The sequence below is a fragment of the Actinoplanes solisilvae genome (assembly GCF_003999975.1).
In the GTDB taxonomy this organism is placed as follows: Bacteria; Actinomycetota; Actinomycetes; order Mycobacteriales; family Micromonosporaceae; genus Actinoplanes; species Actinoplanes solisilvae.
Map to the genome: position 1 here is coordinate 67,397 of NZ_RJAC01000017.1, position 18,341 is coordinate 85,737.

Sequence of the window (18,341 nt, forward strand, 5' to 3'; positions counted from 1 at the left end):
CGACCCCGGTATTCCCATCCCTGGTGCTTCGTCAATCCCGTTCGGAGACCCCGGTTTCGTTTCCCTCGGTAATCGCCTGCTCACGGTGTCATAAGGCCGACCGGCCCGGCCGTGCCAATCTCCGCCGCCAAAACGGACTTAAGCACGTTTTAAGGTGCGCCCCGGCGGTGGCTCGCCCCGGACCTTTTCCGTATCCTCCCCAAGGCGTACGCGAAAGAGCGGAGCCTGATGAAGAAGCGTTACTGGTCGATCCGTTCGAAGATCATCATTCTGGCCGCCGTCCCCCTGACGGCGTTGCTGGCGTTGTGGCTCTTCGCGACGGCGCTCACCGCCGGACCGGCGTTCACCCTGCTGTCCGCGCGGACGGTGCTGGACAACGTCGGCAACCCCGGCATCGAGCTGGTCGGCCAGCTTCAGCGGGAGCGGTTGTTCAGCGTCGAATATCTCTCGTCCACCGGTCCGCCGTCGCAGGCGCTGCTCGACCAGCGCAGCGCCACCGACCGGGCGGTCGCCCGTTTCCGTGGCCTCGCCGAGGGCGCCGAGGCGCGCGACGCGACCAGCGACGCGCTCCGCGCCCGCATCGATCAGTTCCTCGTCCAGATCGAGAGCCTGACCGGCAACCGCGGGCACGTCGACCGCCGGGCGATGGACCCGATCGGCGCACAGGGCCTCTACAACAGCGTGATCAGCGCCGGCTTCCAGACCTTCGCCGCCACCGCCACCTTCAACGACGAGCGGATCGACCGCGAGCTGCGGGCGCTCACCACGGTCGGGCAGGGTCAGGAGTTCCTGAGCCGGGTCGACGCCCTGGTCGGCGGGGCCACCGCGGCGGGCAAGTTCACCGCCGACCTGCGGGGCCAGCTCGTGCAGGACGTCGGCACCGCCCGCTTCCTGCTCGACCGCGGTGTCGAGGACATGGCCGAGACCGACCGCACCGCGTTCGCCGAGCTGCGCGGCGGCACCGCCTACGACCGGCTCGACACCCTGCTCAACCAGCTCGTGCGACAGGGCCGCGACGGCGTTGCCACGCCGGTCAGCAGCGGCCAGTTCCGGCCCGCGTACGCGGCGGTGGCCCGGGAGCTGCGGGCGTTCGAGGTCGCGGCCACCGACTCCCTCACCGATCGGGCCCGTCCGGTCGCCGAGAAGATCCTCGTACGCCTTGGCCTCGCCGCCCTGCTCGGCCTGCTCGCGTTCGCCTTCTCCGTCTACCTGTCGTTCCGGGTCGGCCGCTCGATCGTCCACCGCCTGCGGCACCTGCACGGCGAGGCGCGCGAGATGGCGGCCGAGCGACTGCCCACAGTGGTGCGACGGTTGCAGCGGGGCGAAGACGTCGATGTCGAGGTGGAGACGCCGCCGCTCGAGTACGGTCGCGACGAGATCGGCCAGCTCGGCCAGGCGTTCAACGACGTCCAGCGTACGGCCGTGCAGTCGGCGGTCGAGGAGGCGAACGTCCGGCGCGGGCTCAACGAGGTGTTCCTCAACATCGCCCGGCGCAGCCAGACCCTGCTGCATCGCCAGCTCGCGCTGCTCGACCGCATGGAGCGCCGCGAGACCGAGCCTCAGGAGCTGGAAGACCTCTACCGGGTCGACCACCTCGCCACCCGCATGCGCCGTCACGCCGAAGACCTGGTCATCCTGGCCGGCGCCGCTCCCGGCCGCGGCTGGCGCAACCCGGTCCCGATGATCGACGTCGTGCGGGGCGCGATCAGTGAGGTCGAGGACTACAAGCGTGTCGACATCCGCTCGGTCGAGTCGGCCTCGGTGCTGGGCCGTGCCGTCGGTGACGTCATCCACCTGCTCGCCGAACTGCTGGAGAACGCGGCCTCGTTCTCCCCGCCGCACACCCGCGTGCAGGTCTCGGGTCAGGTGCTGCCCAACGGTTACGGCGTCGAGATCGAGGACCGCGGTCTCGGCATGACCCCCGAGGCGATCGAGGAGGCGAACCGCCGCCTGGTCGAGCCGCCCGACTTCGACCCGGCCGACAGCGCCCGTCTCGGGCTGTTCGTGGTGGCCCAGCTCGCCCACCGGCACGGCATCCGGGTGTCGCTGCGGGCGTCCGCGTTCGCCGGGGTCACCGCGATGGTGCTGGTCCCCGGCGAGCTGATCGCCGCCCAGGCCGCCGAGCTGCCCTCCGGCGAGCGCCCGCTGGTCGGCTCGGGCTCCGACGACCCGTCGCGCCACTCGCTGGCCGCGCTGCAATGGCAGGGCACGCAAGAGCTGCAGCAGGTCACCGCGGCCGGCCGCCCGATCATCGAGGGCACGGTACAACCCGTTCCGGCCGTCAGTGGCCCGTCGCCCAGCTCGGTCGCCGAGGGACTGTCCAAGGACGGCCTGGTTCAGCGCCGCCGCATCCGCCCGGCCGACTCCCCGGCCCCGGCTACGCCGGAACTGACCGCCGGCCTGGCGGAACCGGTCGCCGGTGCCGCACCGGTGGCGACCAACGCCGATCTGGCCGCGGCCGGCGCCGAGCTCGCCAACCGCAACGAGGGGTCACCGCGGCGCCGCGGGGCGGGAGCGTTTCCCGCGCGACGTGAGCGATCGGGCGCCATCCCCGCCCAGCGGTCGGTTCCCCGCAATTCGACGCCGGTCATGCCGACCTCGGCGTCCCCGCTCTTCCCGGCCGAGACGACAGACACGGCCGAGCTGACCGCCGCGCCTACCGGAGCGCCGGTCATGCCGACCTCGGCCACCCCGATGTTCGCGGCGCCCGTTTCGCCGCCCCCGACCGGAGCGAGCGGGCCGGGCGGGCCGAGGGAAGCGGTCATGCCGAGCGGGGCGGGCGGGCCGAGTGGGGTGACGGAGTCCACCGAGGACGGTTTGCCGCGTCGTGTGCGGCAGGCCAGCCTGGCACCGCAGTTGCGCCGGGCCGCCGGCGAGGAGCCGCCCGAAGAGCTCCCGGCCCAGCTGCGCTCGCCCGAGCAGGTGCGCAGCATCATGAGCGCCCTGCAACTCGGCACCACCCGCGGCCGCATCGACGCATCCCGCTATCTCGCCGATACGAACGTCACTCAGGGTGATTCGCCCGCCGCGACGGGCGACGGAAATCAGCGGCAGGATGGGCCCGTCACGACGGATTCCGTATCTGAAGATACGTCTAATGCGGACGACACGGGCATTGATAGACGCCTGAGTGATGCTTCCTTTGCGGATGCCGCTACCGTCAGTTTCCCGGCGATCGTGGATCTCGCGTTCGCCCGGGGCGAGGCACCATCCGGGGGCGGGCAGGGCTCGAGCGCCCCCGGCGGCGACAATGTGACCAGGCCGGAAAAGGACGCAAAGTGACACAGACGACGAACCAGCGCGCGCACCTCACCTGGCTCCTCGACGACCTGGTGGATCGGGTGCCCACAGCGCAGCAGGCGGTCGTGCTCAGCGCCGACGGGCTCCTCATGGGTGGCTCGGCCGGCCTGAGCCGCGAGGACGCCGAGCACCTGTCGGCGATGGCGGCCGGCTTCCAGAGCCTGGCCAAGGGTGCGAGCCGCCACTTCCGGGCCGGCCCCGTGCGCCAGACCGTGGTCGAGATGGAATCGGCCTTCCTGTTCGTCACGGCCGCCGGGCACGGGGCGTGCCTGGCCGTGCTCGCCTCGAGCGACGCCGACCTCGGCCTCATCGCGTACGAGATGGCGATGCTGGTCACCCGGGTCGGCCAGAACATGAGCGCCCCCGAGCGGTCCACGGTGATGCGGCCCGATGCAGGCTGAACCGCACGACTGGCTCGACAACGACGCGGGTCCAGTGGTCCGGCCCTACGCGATGACCCAGGGCCGGGTGGCCCCCGAGGGCGGCGAGTTCGATCTCGTGGCCTTCGTCGTGGCCACCGCCGGCGAGGACCCCGAGGGCGGCCCGCTGCACCCGGAGCACCACGCCATCGTGGCCGCGTCCTGGGAGCCGATCTCGGTCGTCGAGCTGGCCTCGGCCCTCGACCTGTCGATCGGCGTGATCCGGGTTCTCCTCGGTGATCTACGCTCGGCGGGACTCATCTCGCTGTACGAACCCCCGGCGGCCTCCCAGCCGCACGACGTCGACGTACTCAAGGCGGTTGTCAATGGACTCCGTGCGCTCTGACCGCAACGGCGCGTCGTCGCGCATCCCGGTCGCGCTCAAGATCCTGATCGCGGGCGGCTTCGGCGCCGGCAAGACCACAATGGTGGGCTCGGTCAGCGAGATCCGTCCGCTGCAGACCGAGGAGGTCCTCACCGGCGTCGAGGGTGCCGACGACGTGCACGGTGTGGAGGGCAAGACCACCACGACCGTGACGATGGACTTCGGCCGCATCACGATCACCGACGACCTGCAGCTCTACCTGTTCGGCACGCCCGGGCAGGACAGGTTCTGGTTCCTGTGGGACGAGCTGTCCGAGGGCGCGCTCGGCGCCGTCGTGCTGGCCGACACCCGCCGGCTGGCCGACTGCTTCCCGTCGATCGACTACTTCGAGCAGCGCGGCACGCCGTTCGTCGTCGCGGTCAACTGCTTCGACACCGAGCAGCGTTTCGGCGCCGAGGCGGTGGCCCGCGCTCTCGACCTCGACGAGGGCGTGCCGGTCGTCCTGTTCGACGCGCGCGAGCCGACCGCCGCCCGCAACGTGCTAATCGAGCTTGTCGAGTATGTTGCCCGCCGCCAGCTGGCCGCCGCCGCTTCTCGCTGAGAGGGCGGCGGTCACGGCGGTGACGGCCGCGCGGTGGGTCGCCACGACCGCACCGTGCACCGCCGAGAAGAACGCGGTCGCGACGATGGTGGTCATCCCGATCACGTCGGTGGTCGTCGTGTCGTTCATGTCCTCCGGCGTCGGATCGAGTGCGATGCAGGTGAGCCAGGTCGCGAGCATCCCGACGTAGAGAGCCACCGCCAGGTACAACTTGCGATCGTGGTATCGGGCCGCCGCGTAGAGGAAGTAGACCCAAGCGCCGACGGTGAAGGTCACGATCGGCACGGCGACGGCAAAGGCGATTTCCCCGTACGGGATACGCACGCGCACGCGGGCCGGACGAGGCTCGGGGGCGTAGGGCGCGGGTGACACCGGGGGCAGCGGCGCCACATAGGCCGGCGGGGCCTCTCCGCGCAGGATCCGCCGGTGCGCCTCTTGCAACAGCTCACCGGGCTCTGTGCCGAACTGATCGACCAGATAGGACCGTGCGCTCTGGAAGGCGGCCAGCGCCTCGGCCTGCCGTCCGCAGCGCGACAGCGCGATCATCAGGTGGGCCCGCAGCCCCTCGCGCAGCGGGAACTGCTCGACCAGCCGGGCGAGTTCCGGCACCAGCGCGGCGTCACGTCCCCGGCCCAGTTCGAGCTCGGCCCAGCGTTCCCACGCGGTGGCCTGCCCCTCGGCCAGCCGGGCCCGCGCGGCGTCGAAGAACGGCCCGGTGAGCCCGGCCAGCGCCTCGCCCCGCCAGAAGGCCAGCGCGACCCGCACCGCGTCGGCCGTCGCCGCGCCGGCCACGGCCGCCGAGAACTGGTCGGCGTCGAGGGTGTGCCCGTCGAGGCGCAGCACATAGCCCGCCGGGGTGAGGGCGATCAGCTCGCTCGGCGTGCGGGGCGCCCGGTCCGGGTCGAGCAGCCGGCGCAGTCCGGCGATGTGTTTCTGCACGACGTTCGCGCCGTTCTCGGGCGGCTCGTAACCCCACACCGCGTCGACGATCTGGTGGGTGGGGACGGTCCGGCCGGCGTGCAGCAACAGGACGGCCAGCACGGCTCGCTGCTTGGCCGGGCCGAGGTCGACGGGTTCGCCGTCGCGCAGGACCCGCACCTCACCGAGAACCTCGAAGCGCACGAGCTCTCCAGATCGACAGCGCCCTGAGCTGGGCGGAAGCGAAACGAAACCGCGAAGGCAGCGGATCGGCAGGGGTCAGCAGCATAGCGGCAGGGCAACGGCAGCCGGGGTCGCCAACCTGTCTCTGGCCGGTTCGACACAGAGAGAAAGACCGATGACATGAACCCCACCACGGCACGCCTCGGCGGGATCGCCGCCGTCCTCACTCTCGCCCTTTCGGGCTGCGGCCTCGTCGACGGCTCGCCCGAAGCCGGGGCTCCGACCACCAGCGCGGCGGTGGCCACGCCGCTCGAAACACTGATCAAAGCGGTGCCCGACGAGACGACACCTCCCTATGCGTTCGACATCAAGGGCGGCAGCACGCCGATGTCCGGCTCGCTCGACTCGTCCCGCAAGGCCGTGCAGCTCAAGATCGTCGAGTCGGACGACGGCATCACCGTGACGATGGCTCTGCTCATGATCGAGGAGAAGAGCTGGATCAAGCTCGCCTTCAAACCGAAGATCCCGGGCATGCCCAAGATCCCGAACAAGTGGCTGGTCGTCGACCCGGCGAAGCTGAAGGACAGGCAGAGCCTGCCGGCCGGCTACGACGGCGAGAGCGACCCGGGCGAGGTCCTGCTCCTGCTGCGGAACGCCGCCGGCGTCATCACCAAGGGCCGGGGCCAGTACGCCGGAACGACCGACCTGACCGCTTCCACCCGCGCCGAGATCGTCGACAAGGCTGTGCTCACGAAGCTCGGCGAGAAGGCCGAGGCGGTGCCGTTCGAGGCGACGGTGAACGACGCCGGGCACCTGACCTCGATGCTCGTCAAGGTTCCGGCGGCGGCCGGGGTGAAGGCCGCCACCTATCGGGTGACCTACAGCGGGTTCGGGACGACCGAGGTCCCGCCGGTGCCCGTCGGCGACCAGCAGACCAAGGCGACGAAGTTCGTCTACGAGATCTTGAACGCCTGATCGCGTAGTCGTCCGGGCCGGGCGCGGGACCGACGGGGGTCCGCGCCCGGCCCTCGTGTGGTGGGATCAGCGGATGGGCACGAGCGATGAGCACGTCTTCGTCGGTGGCTACACGGCGGACAAGGGCGGTGACGGCGAGGGCATCGTCCTGCTGCGGCGGGATCCGGCAACCGGCCTGCTCACCCGCCTCGGCGTGGCGGTGCGCACCCCCAGCCCGTCGTTCCTGACCCGGCACCCCACACTGCCCATCCTGTACGCGGTGAACGAGCTCGCCTCCGACGGCACGGTCAGCGCTTTCACGGTGGCCCCGGACGGCGCTCTCACCCCGCTGGCGGTCCGCCCCACCGGCGGTGGTGACCCGGCCCACCTCGCGATCACGGCCGACGCCCGGCACCTGCTGGTGGCGAATTACGAGACCGGTTCGGTCGCCGTCTTCCCGCTCGACGCCGAGGGCGTCCCGGCCGAGCGCTCCGACCTGCTCGATCTGCACGGCAGCGGGCCTGTCGCCGATCGGCAGGCCGGGCCGCACGCGCACATGGTCCTGCCGCTGCGCGACGACGTGCTGATCGCCGACCTCGGGTCCGACCGGGTGTGGCGGGCGCGGCTCGACCGGGTCTCGGGCCGCCTCACGATGCTGCCGGCCGCGGTGACCGCCGAACCCGGCACCGGCCCGCGGCACGTGCGCTTCTCACCCGACGGTGCCCTGTTCGTGGTCGGCGAGCTCGGCGGCGACCTGACCTGGTGGCGCCCGGCCGGCGACGGATCGCTGGCCCGGGCCGGCGGCGTGGCGACCACCACGGCCGAGGGCGAGAACTATCCGTCCGAGATCCTGGTGCGTCCCGACGGCCGTTTCGTCTATGTCGCCAACCGTGGCGCGAACACGATCGCGACTTTCGCGTGGGACGGCGAACGGGCCGTCCTGGCCGCCGAGACGCCTGTCGGAGGTGACTGGCCAAGGCACATGATCCTCGTGGGGGATCACCTCTACGTAACCAACCAGAAGTCACAGAGCGTGACTACTTTTCGAGTCGACCGGGAGACCGGTGTTCCGCGGATGCAGGGGGAGCCGGCCTTCGAGCCCACCCCGACATGTCTGCTGCGCTGGACCACTGCGGGCACCCTCGACCCAGCTTGACGGCCGAAGGGGATAGATGACCGTCCAGGTGGGACAGCGCGCAAATCGGGCGCGGACCGCCACTGATCGAGATGACTCCAATACGGGCAGTCACACAAGATGCCAAAGATTCTAATCCGAGTAACTTTCGACCGTACGCATGTGGCATTCAGGTTCCGGGATCAGCACTATGGAGCGCGTGTCTGGCCGCCATCGTAGAAACTTCAATCTCAGGGGAGCGGGCGTCGTCGGAGCCGCGATGGCAATAGTCGTCGTTCTGGCTGGTTCCTATCTCGGGTACCAGCAGCTTTCCGACAAGGGCTGCACCGGCTCCATTCGATTGACCGTCGCCGCTACCGGCGAGGTCGCCCCCGCTGTCGACCAGGTCGCTCAGCGTTGGGTGCAGGAAGGCGCCAACGTCGACGGCACCTGTGTCGCCATCGCCGTCGACGAGGTCGACTCGGCGACGATGGCCGCGGCCGTCGCCGGCGAGCACAAGGTCACCCTCGCCGGTGTCGGAACGGCCCCCGAGGCCGTCAAGGTGCCGGACGTCTGGGTCCCCGACTCCTCCACCTGGATCCTCCGGCTCAAGTCCGAGGCTCCGGGCTTCGTGCCGTCCGACAGCAAGCCGATCGCGCAGAGCCCGATCGTCGTGGCGATGCCCGAGCCGGTCGCTAAGCAGGTCGGCTGGCCCAAGAAGAAGCTCGGCTGGAAAGAGCTGCTCGGCCTCATGGTCAACAGCACGAGCCTGAACGCCGGCATCGCCGACCCGACCCGTGACTCGGCGGGCCTCGCCGGCCTGCTCGCGCTCGGCCAGGCGGCCGGCGTCGGCGAGAAGGCCCAGGGCACCAAGGTCAAGGCGATCCAGTCGCTGGCGAGCGGCGCCTCGGCGTTGCGTGACGAGCTGATCGGCCGGTTCCCCCGCTCGGTCGACCCCAACGAGATCGGCGACGCCCTGAGCGCGGCACCGGTCTCCGAGGAGGACGTGGTGTCGTTCAACTCCGCGAAGCCGCCGGTGCTGCTGGTCGCGCTCTACCTCGACCCCAGCCCGATGGCCCTCGACTACCCCTACGCGGTCATGCCCGAGGTCGACCTGCAGAAGCAGAAGGCGGCCGCGGGTCTGCGTGCCCAGCTCGCCTCGGCCACGTTCAAGAACGCGCTCGGCGCGGCGGGGCTGCGTTCGCCCGACGGCTCGTTCGGTGCGGGTTTCTCCCGCCCGCTCGGTGCCCCGGACGCCTCGCCCGGTGTCAACAACTCGGTCGGCGGCGGCAGCGGCGACAACGGCGGCAAGGCCGCGTCGGGGCTCGACGCCAGCGCGCTGAGCCAGGTGATCGGCAGCTGGACGGCGATCAAGCAGCCCGGCCGGGTCCTGGCGGTCTTCGACGTCTCCGGCTCGATGAACACCAAGGTGCCGACGGCCGGCAACCAGAGCCGGGCCGCGGTGACGCGCAAGGCGGCGGCGGCCGGTCTGCAGATGTTCGGCGAGAAGTGGGCGGTCGGCGTGTGGCTGTTCTCGACCGAGATGAACGGCAAGAAGCCCTGGAAACAGATCGTGCCGATCAGCCCGCTGACCACGTCACGCGACAAGGTCGCGGGTTCGATCAGCCAGATCGTGCCGAAGGAGGACGGCAACACCGGCCTCTACGACACCGTTCTCGACGCCTACATCGAGGTGAAGAAGTCCTGGCAGCCTGGCCGGGTCAACTCCGTCATCCTCTTCACCGACGGCAAGAACGAGAACGCCGACGGCATCACGCTCCAGAAGCTGCTCGCCGAGCTGAAGAAGCAGACCGACCCGACCAAGCCGATCCGCCTGGTCATCATCGGCATCGGTGACCAGGTCAGCGAGTCCGAGCTGCAGACGATCGTGAAGGCGACCCCCGCGGGCGGCGTCTTCGTGACCAAGGACCCGGCGAAGATGAGCGCGATCTTCGTCGAGGCGATCGGTCGTCGCACCGGCGCGTCCGGCGGCTGATTTCAGGCGTACGCGTGCAGGGCCGTCGCCGCGAGGTGGCGGCCTTCTCGCTTTCAGTCCGCCGGGCCCGTCCAGTCCAGGCACACGGCGACGGCGTCGTCGTCGAGCTCGGCGTCCCCGACGTAGGCCCGCAGGTCACCCAGCAGCGACCGGACGGCCTGCAACGGCGCCAGCGGCCCGGTGCGCCGCACGAAGCGGGCCAGGGCCGCGTCCCCGTACCGCCCGGCCGCGGTGACCGCGTCGTGCACCCCGTCGCTGACCATCATCAACCGGTCCCCGGGCTCCAGCCGGAAGCTCTCCACCTGGTAGTCGGTCTCCTCGAACATGCCGAGCGGGAACTGCTCGGTCAGCCGCTGCTCGTGGACGATTCCCCGGCGCAGCAGCAACAGCCGGGGCGATCCGGCGTCGATCGCGAGCACCTCGCCCGTCGCCAGGTCGAGCTCGAGAATCAGCGCCGACACGTGCGCCGCCCCTCGATGCTCGGCATAGATGGCCTGGTCGGCGAGGGCGGCCTGGTCGGCCGGCCCGATGCCCGCCCGGCGGGCGTTGCGCAGCGCGAAGGTGGCCAGCGCGGTCAGCAGCGACGCCGAGACCCCCTCGCCCATGCCGTTCAGCACGCTCAGCGAAAGCCGGCCGTCCTGGTCGGCCCAGTCGAAGCTGTCACCGCGTACGGCGTAGGACGGCTCGAGCTGACCGGCCAGCCCGAACGACGGCCGGATCCGGCTGCGGCCCGGCAGCAGTTCCCACTGCATCTCGGCGGCGAGAGTGAGCCGGCGGGTGCGCGAGGCCATCTGATAGCGGTCGGTGCCGTCGGCCGCCGCCTGAAGCTCGTGGGCCAGCGCCACGGCGACCTCGGCCAGTTCCGCCTCGGCGTCCGGCCCTTCGGGAGCGGGTTCGCAGGTCAGAACGCCGATTCGTTCTCCCCGCGAGGAAACCGGTAGGAAAATCACATCGTCCTCGCGCACGGTCGACTGATGGTCGAAACAGCGCCAGGCGGGGTCGCCCGGATGGGTGCGCGGGGGCCCGCCGAAGACCGGCACGAGCGCCGCCAGACGGTAATCCACCAGGTACAACTCGGTGCCGGCGGTGCCGTACTCCTTGGCGATTCCCTCGGCCAGGCGATCCGGCACGACATCGGCGGCCGCGTCGGTGAGCATCCGGCGGAGCACCAGTAGCCTGTCGATCAATGGTGACCTCCTCGAACAGACACGCCCGTACCGGTAGTCTCTGCTGCACCATGGCCGTTCTCCACGGGCCGGACGGGCCGGACCCGATGCACACCGCGGCGATCGACGACGCCGCGAAAGCCTTGCTGCTCGCCTGGGATGTTGCCCGCGAGCAGGTGACTCCACGCATGTCGTCGGTCCAATTGAACGCCTTGCTCGCCGTCGAGCGGGCGGAGGGCATCAATTTGGGCGGTCTCGCCGCCGAGTTGGGCATGCTGCTGTCCTCGGCCAGCCGGCTCTGCGACCGCCTCGTCGCCTCCGGCATGGTCGAGCGGGTGCCGGGCCGGGCCGACCGTCGCGAGATCGCGCTCTACCTCACGCCGGCCTCCCGCACGCTGCTGGCCGAGCTTCGCCTCATCCGCCGGGGCGCCCTCACGGGCGTACTGGAGAAGATGTCGGCCGGAGGCCGGGCAGCGCTGCTGCGGGGGCTCACCGAGTTCGCGGCGGCGGCCGACGAGAACGGTGGCTCGGCCTCGGCTCAGACCGCCTGAGCGGTCGCGAGCCATCCGGCCGGGTCCTCCCGCACGCCGCGGATCACCGCGTCCGCGGCGCCGCGCATGGCCGCGTCGGCGCCCAGGGCGGCCGCACGCAGTGAGACGGGGGCCAGGTCGGCGGTGAGCACGCGGCGGCGCAGCTCGGCCTCGATGCCGCCGCGCAACCGCTCGAACTCGGGCGCGTAGCCGCCGCCCAGCACGATCACGCCCAGGTCGAGCAGGTTGACCACGGCCGACAGGGCGATGCCGAGCGCGGCCGCGGCCAGGTCGGGATCGGCTGCCACCGCTTCCTGGCCCGCGTACTGCTCGAGGCAGCCGTTCGCGCCGCAGCGGCAGGGCCGTCCGTCGGGGTAGACGGTGACGTGCCCGATCTCGCCGCTCCAGCCGCGCCCGCCGCGGTAGAGCTCGCCGTCGAGCACGATGCCGGCGCCGATGCCGATCTCGCCCGAGACGTAGAGGAAGGTCGGCTCGGCGCCGTCGGCCCGCAGCTCGCCCAGGGCGGCCAGGTTGGCCTCGTTGTCGACCGTGACCGGCAGGCCCGTCGCCGCCGTCAGGGGGGTCACCGCGTCGACGTCCTGCCAGCCGAGGTTGGGGGCGACGCGCACCAGGCCGCCCGGTGCCACCAGGCCGGGCACGGCGAGCGCGGCCCCGGCCAGCACCAGCCCGTCGGCGGTCGCCGCCTGCTGGGCCCGCGCGGCGAGCCGGATCACCTCGGCCAGGGAGTCGCACGGCGGCAGCAGCCGCTGGTCGGCCCGGGTCACGAAGCGGTGGCGCACCGCGCCGGTCAGGTCGACGACGCAGGCGGCCAGGTAGTCGACGTTGATCTCGAGGCCCAGCCCGGCCGGGCCGTCGGGCGCCAGCGCCAGGCCGGCGGCGGGACGGCCGGCCCCCGTACGCGGGGCCGGGTCCAATTCGGTGAGCAGGGTGCCGGCGATGAGGTCGTCGACCAGCGCGGAGACGGTCGCCCGGGTGAGCCCGGTGGCGGCGGACACGGCCGCGCGGGACGGGCGATCTGCGCTGTTTGCCACAGTCTGCAACACGAGCGCGAGATTGTGGGCTCGCACGCTCGATTGGCGCACCGGACTACGGGAAGCACTCATCAGGCGGCCACTCACGGCCTTGACAATGCCATACCGTGGTCAAATAATTCAACCAATAAACAAATCCCAACTGTTACGTGGAGGTAACCGTGGCCGCTCAACCCACCCGCGAAGACAAGTTCTCGTTCGGCCTGTGGACCATCGGGTGGCAGGCCCAGGACGCGTTCGGCGCGGCCACCCGGCCCGCGCTCGACCCGGTCGAGGCGGTGCACAAGCTCGCCGAGCTCGGCGCCTACGGCATCACGTTTCACGACGACGACCTGATCCCGTTCGGCTCCGACGCCCAGACCCGCGACGGCATCATCGCCGGGTTCAAGAAGGCGCTGGAAGAGACCGGCATCGTGGTCCCGATGGTCACCACGAACACGTTCAGCCACCCGGTCTTCAAGGACGGCGCGTTCACCAGCAACGACCGTTCCGTGCGGCGCTACGCGCTGCGCAAGGTGCTGCGCCAGGTCGACCTGGCCGCCGAGATGGGCGCACAGACCTTCGTGCTCTGGGGCGGCCGCGAGGGCGCCGAGTACGACTCGGCCAAGGACATCAACGCGGCTCTCGACCGCTACCGCGAGGGCCTCAACCTCGTCGCGCAGTACAGCGAGGACAAGAACTACGGCCTGCGCTTCGCGATCGAGCCGAAGCCGAACGAGCCGCGCGGCGACATCCTGCTGCCGACCCTGGGCCACGCCATCGCCTTCACCTACGAGCTCGAGCGTCCCGAGCTGTTCGGCATCAACCCGGAGACGGGTCACGAGCAGATGTCGAACCTCAACTTCACCCAGGGCATCGCCCAGGCGCTGTGGCAGGGCAAGCTCTTCCACATCGACCTGAACGGCCAGCACAGCGTCAAGTTCGACCAGGACCTGGTCTTCGGCCACGGCGACCTGCTCAACGCGTTCTCGCTGGTCGACCTGCTCGAGCACGGCTCGATCGGTGGCGGCCCCAAGTACGACGGCCCTCGCCACTTCGACTACAAGCCCTCGCGCACCGAGAACATCGACGGCGTCTGGGAGTCGGCCCAGGCCAACATGCGCATGTACCTGCTGCTCAAGGAACGGGCCGAGGCGTTCCGCGCCGACCCGGCCGTGCAGCAGGCGCTGGCCGACAGCAAGGTGCTCGAGCTGTCGACCCCGACGCTGAGCGCCGGCGAGACCTACCAGGACCTGCTGAACGACAAGAGCGCCTTCGAGGAGTTCGACGTCGACGCGGCCGGCGCCCAGGGCTACGGTTTCGTGAAGCTCAACCAGCTCGCCATCGACCACGTTCTCCGCGCGAACTGACCCAGAGGAAGAAATGACTCTCGTAGCCGGGATCGACAGCTCCACCCAGTCCTGCAAGGTCGTCATCCGTGACGCGGAGACCGGCCGATTGGTCCGGCAGGGCCGCGCCGCGCACCCGGACGGCACCGAGGTGCACCCCGACGCGTGGTGGGCCGCGCTGCAGGAAGCGATCGACCAGGCCGGCGGCCTGGACGACGTGGCCGCCGCCTCGGTGGCCGGCCAGCAGCACGGCATGGTGGTGCTCGACGAGAACGGCGAAGTGGTCCGCCCGGCGCTGCTGTGGAACGACACTCGCAGCGCCGGCGCGGCCGCCGACCTCATCCAGGAGCTCGGCGGCCCCGACAAGTGGGCCGACGCGGTCGGCATCGTGCCGGTCGCCAGCTTCACCCTCACCAAGCTGCGCTGGCTCGCCCGCAACGAGCCGCAGAACGCGGCCCGGGTCGCCGCCGTGTGCCTGCCGCACGACTGGCTGACCTGGAAGCTCAGCGGGTCCACCGACATCAGCACGATCAAGACCGACCGCAGCGACGCCAGCGGCACGCTCTACTGGTCGGCCCGCACCGACGAATACCGCCCCGACCTGCTCGAGCTCGGCTTCGGCCGGCTCATCGGCGTTCCCGAGGTGCTCGGCCCCACCGGCGTCGCGGGCCGGCTGCCCAACGGCGCCCCGCTCGGCCCCGGCGCGGGCGACAACGCGGCCGCCGCGTTCGGCACCGGTGCGGGCACGGGCGACGTCATCGTCTCGATCGGCACCTCGGGCACGGTCTTCGTCTCGTCCGACGTGTCGCCCAACGACCCGACCGGCACGGTCGCCGGGTTCGCCGACACCACCGGCCGGTTCCTGCCGATCGTGGTGACGCTGAACGCGGCCCGCGTGCTCGACGCGGCCGGCAAGCTGCTCGGCGTCGACCACGACGAGCTCTCCCGCCTGGCCCTCAGCGCCCCGGCCGGGGCCGACGGCCTGGTCCTGGTCCCCTACCTCGAGGGCGAGCGCACCCCCAACCGGCCCGACGCCACCGGCGCGATCCACGGGCTGACGCTCAAGACCTCCGACCCGGCCCACCTGGCCCGCGCGGCCGTCGAGGGCATGCTCTGCGCCCTCGCCGACGGCCTCGACGCGCTGGTCGCCAACGGCGCCGCGGCCAACCGCATCGTGCTGGTCGGCGGCGGCGCGCGCAGCGAGGCGGTCCGGCGCATCGCCCCCGAGCTGTTCGGCCTGCCCGTGCTGGTGCCGCCCCCGGGCGAATACGTCGCCGACGGCGCCGCCCGTCAGGCCGCGTGGGTCGCTGCGGGCACCGGCGAGCCCCCGGTCTGGTCAGCCGCGGCCCCCGAGACGTACGAGGCCACCGGCGTCCCGATCATCCGGGAACAATACGCGGCCGCGCGTGACTACGTTGTCGATCGGTCCCGATAACCTTCTCGCGTGACCAGGGGAGGATCGGCCCACCGCCTATACAGCGTGGTGGTGTTCGTCGTCCTCGCGTCGCTCGACAACGTCGCGATCGGGCTGGTGCCGCCGCTCTACGGCAGCATCGGCGACGCGTTCGGGGTGGGCGAGGGCCACATCGCCCTCGCCACCACGATCATGTTCCTGATCAGCGCGGTCGCCGCGATCGGCTTCGCGTACGCCGGCGACCGCACCGACCGCAAGCCGGTGCTCATCGTCGGCACGCTGATCTGGATCGCCGGCACCGCCTGGTCCGGCTTCTCCGGCAGCTACCCGAGCTTCCTGGCCAGCCAGGTCGTCGCCGCGTTCGGTCTGGGCGCCGTCGCCTCGGTCAGCTTCGCCGTGGTCAGCGACCTGATCTCGCCGAAGCGCCGCGGTCTCGTGATGAGCTTCTGGGGCCTGTCGCAGGGCGTCGGCACGCTCGCCGGCACCCTGGTCGGGGGTCTGCTCGGGCACGCCGACTGGCGTCAGCCGTTCCTGGTCACCGCGATCGCCGGCGGCGTCGCCACGGTCGCCTACCTGTTCACCTACAACGTGCCCCGCGGTGACAGCCAGCCCGAGCTCGCCGGGGTCGAATACGACGAGCGGATCCATCACGACCACCTGCCGGTGATCCTGCGGCGGCGTACGAATGTCTGGCTGATCCTGCAGGGCGGCACCGCCCAGATCGCCTTCGGCTCGCTCGTCTGGCTGCCCGTGCTGTTCCGCGCCCGCGCCGAGGACCAGGGCTATTCGACCAGCACGGCGATCGTGATCGGCAGCGTCTTCGCCACCCTGTTCCAGCTCGGCGGTGCCCTGTCGATCCTGGGCGGCCTGGCCGGCGACCGGCTCCAGCGGCGTACGCCCCGGGGTCGTGCCCTGGTCGCCGCGTTCGGCGTTCTCGCCGCCGTCCCGCTCTACATCGTGCTGTTCTTCGTGCCGATGCGCATCGAGGTGCCCGACGGCGCCGGCACCGGCACGATCATCCGGTCGGTCCTGGCCGACGTCTTCACCGAGCCGACGGTCGGCCTTTGCCTGCTCACCGCGGTCGTCGCGCTGATGCTCACCTCGGCCAACTCGCCCAACTGGTTCGCCATGATCGCCGACGTGAACCCGCCCGAGCACCGCGGCGCCGTCTACAGCCTCGGCAACCTGATCAACGGCTTCGGGCGGGCGGGCGGCAACGCGGTGGTGGCGGTCGCCTTCCGGGCGCTCTCGGGGGCCTTCCCGCCGCCGCTCAACTATGCGGTCGGGCTGGCCGCCTTCCAGCTCTTCTTCATCCCCACCGGTGTCATGTACTGGCTGGCCAGCAGGACGGTCGCGCGCGACATGACCGACACGCACGCCGCCCTGCTCGCCCGGGCCGCCGAACTAGAGAGCCGCCCAGACGGTGACGTCGACGGGGACCCGCCCGTCGTCGTCGAGGGGCTCGCTGCTCAGCAGGACCCGCGCCCCGGCCGGTAGCGCGACCGGCGCGGCCTCGAAGTTCGTCAGCACCAGCACGTCACCGTTGCGGAAGGCGAGCGCCCCCGCCGGAACGTCCTGCCAGGTCAGCGCGCCCGCGCCCAGCCCGTGCCCGCGGCGCAGGCCCAGCGCGGCGTGGTAGAGCTCCCACGTCGACCCGGCCACGCCCTGCTGGCGGTCGAGCGCGTATTCCGACCACGCCGCCGGCTGCGGGAGCCAGGACGCGTCGGTCGGGCCGAAGCCGTACGACGGGGCGTCCGCCTCCCACGGCAGCGGCACCCGGCAGCCGTCCCGCCCGCGCTCCGCGTGCCCCGACCGCTCCCAGGCCGGGTCCTGGCGTACGTCGTCGGGCATCGTGGTGTGCTCCGGCAGTCCCAGCTCCTCGCCCTGGTAGAGGTACGCCGACCCGGGCAGGCCGAGCATCTGCAGCGTGGCCGCCCGCGCCCGGCGAAGACCCAGAGCCGCGTCGGGCTGGGGATCGCCGGCGCCGATGCCGTGCTGGCGAGGTGTGCCGACCGGATAACCCAGCCGCGTCGCGTGCCGTACGACGTCGTGGTTGGACAGCACCCACGTCGTGGTCGCCCCGACCGCGTCGTTGGCGGCCAGGTTCTTGTCGATCACCGCGCGCAGGGCCGGCCCCGACCAGGCCGCGTCCAGGTATTCGAAGTTGAACGCCTGGTGCATCTCGTCGGGCCGCACGTAGCGGGCGAGCCGCTCGGCCGGCTGCACCCACGCCTCGGCGACCAGGATGCGCCCGCCCTCATAGCCGTCGAGCACCTCGCGCCACGACCGGTAGATCTCGTGGACGCCCTCCTGGTCCCACATCGGCGGCGGCGGACCGGCCGGCTCGAGGCCGCCGAGGATCACGCTGGGCTGGGTCCAGTCGGTGAGGTCCCCGTCCTTGACCAGGCCGTGCGCGACGTCGACCCGGAAACCGTCGACGCCGCGGCCGAGCCAGAACCGCAGCACGTCGAGGAACTCGGCCCGCACCTCGGGATTGCTCCAGTTCAGGTCGGGCTGGCTGACGTCGAACAGGTGCAGATACCACTGGCCGTCGGGCAGCCGCTCCCACGCGCGGCCGCCGAAGACGCTCTGCCACGAGTTCGGCGGCTCCGACCCGTCGGCGCCCCGGCCGTCGCGGAAGATGTAGCGCTCCCGCTCGGGGCTGCCCGGTGCGGCGGCGAGCGCGGCCCGGAACCACTCGTGCTCGTCGGAGGTGTGGTTGGGCACCAGGTCGACGATGACCTTCAACCCGAGCTGGTGGGCCTCGGCGATCAGCTTGTCGGCATCGCCGAGGTCGCCGAAACGCGGGTCGACGCCGCGGTAGTCGGCGACGTCGTAGCCGGCGTCGTGCTGCGGCGAGGGATAGAAGGGGGAGAGCCACACGGCGTCGACGCCGAGCTCCCGCAGGTGCGGCAGGCGCCCGGTGATCCCGGGCAGGTCGCCCATCCCGTCACCGTCGCTGTCGGCGAACGAGCGGGGATAGACCTGGTAGATGACGGCGTCCCGCCACCATGCGTCAGTACGCGGCATGGAGCCCAGGC

At 71.4% G+C, this 18,341-nt stretch carries 15 protein-coding genes; 11 read left to right on the forward strand and 4 right to left on the reverse strand.

Annotated features, from left to right (window positions below; translation table 11 throughout):
• The first annotated feature begins 228 nt into the window (after positions 1 to 228).
• The 4 genes from EER30_RS32455 to EER30_RS32470 are packed head-to-tail and all read left to right on the forward strand — an operon-like array spanning position 229 to position 4,645.
• Positions 229 to 3,282, forward strand: coding sequence for a sensor histidine kinase (locus tag EER30_RS32455; protein ID WP_127504481.1), 3,054 nt, complete (start codon positions 229 to 231; stop codon positions 3,280 to 3,282).
• Complete coding sequence (locus EER30_RS32460; protein WP_127504482.1) at positions 3,279 to 3,701, forward strand: roadblock/LC7 domain-containing protein; 423 nt, start codon at positions 3,279 to 3,281, stop codon at positions 3,699 to 3,701. The genes EER30_RS32455 and EER30_RS32460 overlap by 4 nt, the downstream gene beginning before the upstream one ends.
• The gene (locus tag EER30_RS32465) at positions 3,691 to 4,065 is read left to right on the forward strand and encodes a DUF742 domain-containing protein (protein ID WP_127504483.1); all 375 of its coding nucleotides are present in this window, start codon (positions 3,691 to 3,693) and stop codon (positions 4,063 to 4,065) included. The genes EER30_RS32460 and EER30_RS32465 overlap by 11 nt, the downstream gene beginning before the upstream one ends.
• Positions 4,046 to 4,645 (forward strand): GTP-binding protein, encoded by a 600-nt coding sequence (locus EER30_RS32470; RefSeq protein WP_127504484.1) that lies wholly within the window; start codon positions 4,046 to 4,048, stop codon positions 4,643 to 4,645. The genes EER30_RS32465 and EER30_RS32470 overlap by 20 nt, the downstream gene beginning before the upstream one ends.
• Here the strand turns inward: EER30_RS32470 and EER30_RS32475 are convergent.
• Entirely contained in the window at positions 4,586 to 5,767 is a 1,182-nt protein-coding gene (locus EER30_RS32475) for an AfsR/SARP family transcriptional regulator (RefSeq protein WP_164842550.1), read from the reverse strand. The genes EER30_RS32470 and EER30_RS32475 overlap by 60 nt on opposite strands.
• Positions 5,768 to 5,926: 159 nt before the next feature.
• Here EER30_RS32475 and EER30_RS32480 point away from each other — a divergent pair, with 159 nt between their 5' ends.
• The 3 genes from EER30_RS32480 to EER30_RS32490 all read left to right on the forward strand — a co-directional run bounded on the left by EER30_RS32480 (position 5,927) and on the right by EER30_RS32490 (position 9,810).
• On the forward strand, positions 5,927 to 6,721 hold the full coding sequence (locus EER30_RS32480) for a hypothetical protein (protein WP_127504486.1): 795 nt from the start codon (positions 5,927 to 5,929) through the stop codon (positions 6,719 to 6,721).
• Positions 6,722 to 6,794: 73 nt separating this feature from the next.
• A complete protein-coding gene (locus EER30_RS32485) occupies positions 6,795 to 7,856 on the forward strand; it encodes a lactonase family protein (RefSeq protein ID WP_127504487.1) in 1,062 nt (353 codons plus the stop codon).
• Positions 7,857 to 8,094: 238 nt separating this feature from the next.
• Positions 8,095 to 9,810 (forward strand): substrate-binding domain-containing protein, encoded by a 1,716-nt coding sequence (locus tag EER30_RS32490; protein ID WP_127504488.1) that lies wholly within the window; start codon positions 8,095 to 8,097, stop codon positions 9,808 to 9,810.
• 53 nt (positions 9,811 to 9,863) lie between these two features.
• On the opposite strand, the gene EER30_RS32495 is transcribed toward EER30_RS32490, so the two are convergent.
• Complete coding sequence (locus EER30_RS32495) at positions 9,864 to 10,997, reverse strand: PP2C family protein-serine/threonine phosphatase (RefSeq protein ID WP_240670440.1); 1,134 nt, start codon at positions 10,995 to 10,997, stop codon at positions 9,864 to 9,866.
• Positions 10,998 to 11,047: 50 nt separating this feature from the next.
• Here EER30_RS32495 and EER30_RS32500 point away from each other — a divergent pair, with 50 nt between their 5' ends.
• Positions 11,048 to 11,527, forward strand: a complete 480-nt coding sequence (locus tag EER30_RS32500) for a MarR family winged helix-turn-helix transcriptional regulator (RefSeq protein ID WP_240670441.1) — start codon at positions 11,048 to 11,050, stop codon at positions 11,525 to 11,527.
• Here EER30_RS32500 and EER30_RS32505 read toward each other — a convergent pair.
• Positions 11,515 to 12,630, reverse strand: coding sequence for an ROK family protein (locus tag EER30_RS32505; RefSeq protein ID WP_127504489.1), 1,116 nt, complete (start codon positions 12,628 to 12,630; stop codon positions 11,515 to 11,517). The genes EER30_RS32500 and EER30_RS32505 overlap by 13 nt on opposite strands.
• An 89-nt stretch (positions 12,631 to 12,719) precedes the next feature.
• Between EER30_RS32505 and xylA the strand changes: the two genes are divergently transcribed.
• Genes xylA through EER30_RS32520 form a run of 3 tightly spaced genes read left to right on the forward strand, consistent with a single transcriptional unit; the run spans position 12,720 to position 16,797 of the window.
• Positions 12,720 to 13,907 carry a xylose isomerase gene (xylA, locus tag EER30_RS32510; protein WP_127504490.1) on the forward strand — a complete coding sequence of 396 codons (1,188 nt, stop codon included), beginning with the start codon at positions 12,720 to 12,722 and terminating at the stop codon, positions 13,905 to 13,907.
• Positions 13,908 to 13,920: 13 nt separating this feature from the next.
• Complete coding sequence (xylB, locus tag EER30_RS32515; protein WP_127504491.1) at positions 13,921 to 15,321, forward strand: xylulokinase; 1,401 nt, start codon at positions 13,921 to 13,923, stop codon at positions 15,319 to 15,321.
• Between the two features lie 9 nt (positions 15,322 to 15,330).
• The gene (locus tag EER30_RS32520) at positions 15,331 to 16,797 is read left to right on the forward strand and encodes an MFS transporter (protein WP_127504492.1); all 1,467 of its coding nucleotides are present in this window, start codon (positions 15,331 to 15,333) and stop codon (positions 16,795 to 16,797) included.
• Here EER30_RS32520 and EER30_RS32525 read toward each other — a convergent pair.
• Positions 16,705 to 18,330 carry a glycoside hydrolase family 13 protein gene (locus EER30_RS32525; RefSeq protein WP_127504493.1) on the reverse strand — a complete coding sequence of 542 codons (1,626 nt, stop codon included), beginning with the start codon at positions 18,328 to 18,330 and terminating at the stop codon, positions 16,705 to 16,707. The two genes, EER30_RS32520 and EER30_RS32525, sit on opposite strands and share 93 nt — an antisense overlap.
• Positions 18,331 to 18,341: the final 11 nt, after the last annotated feature.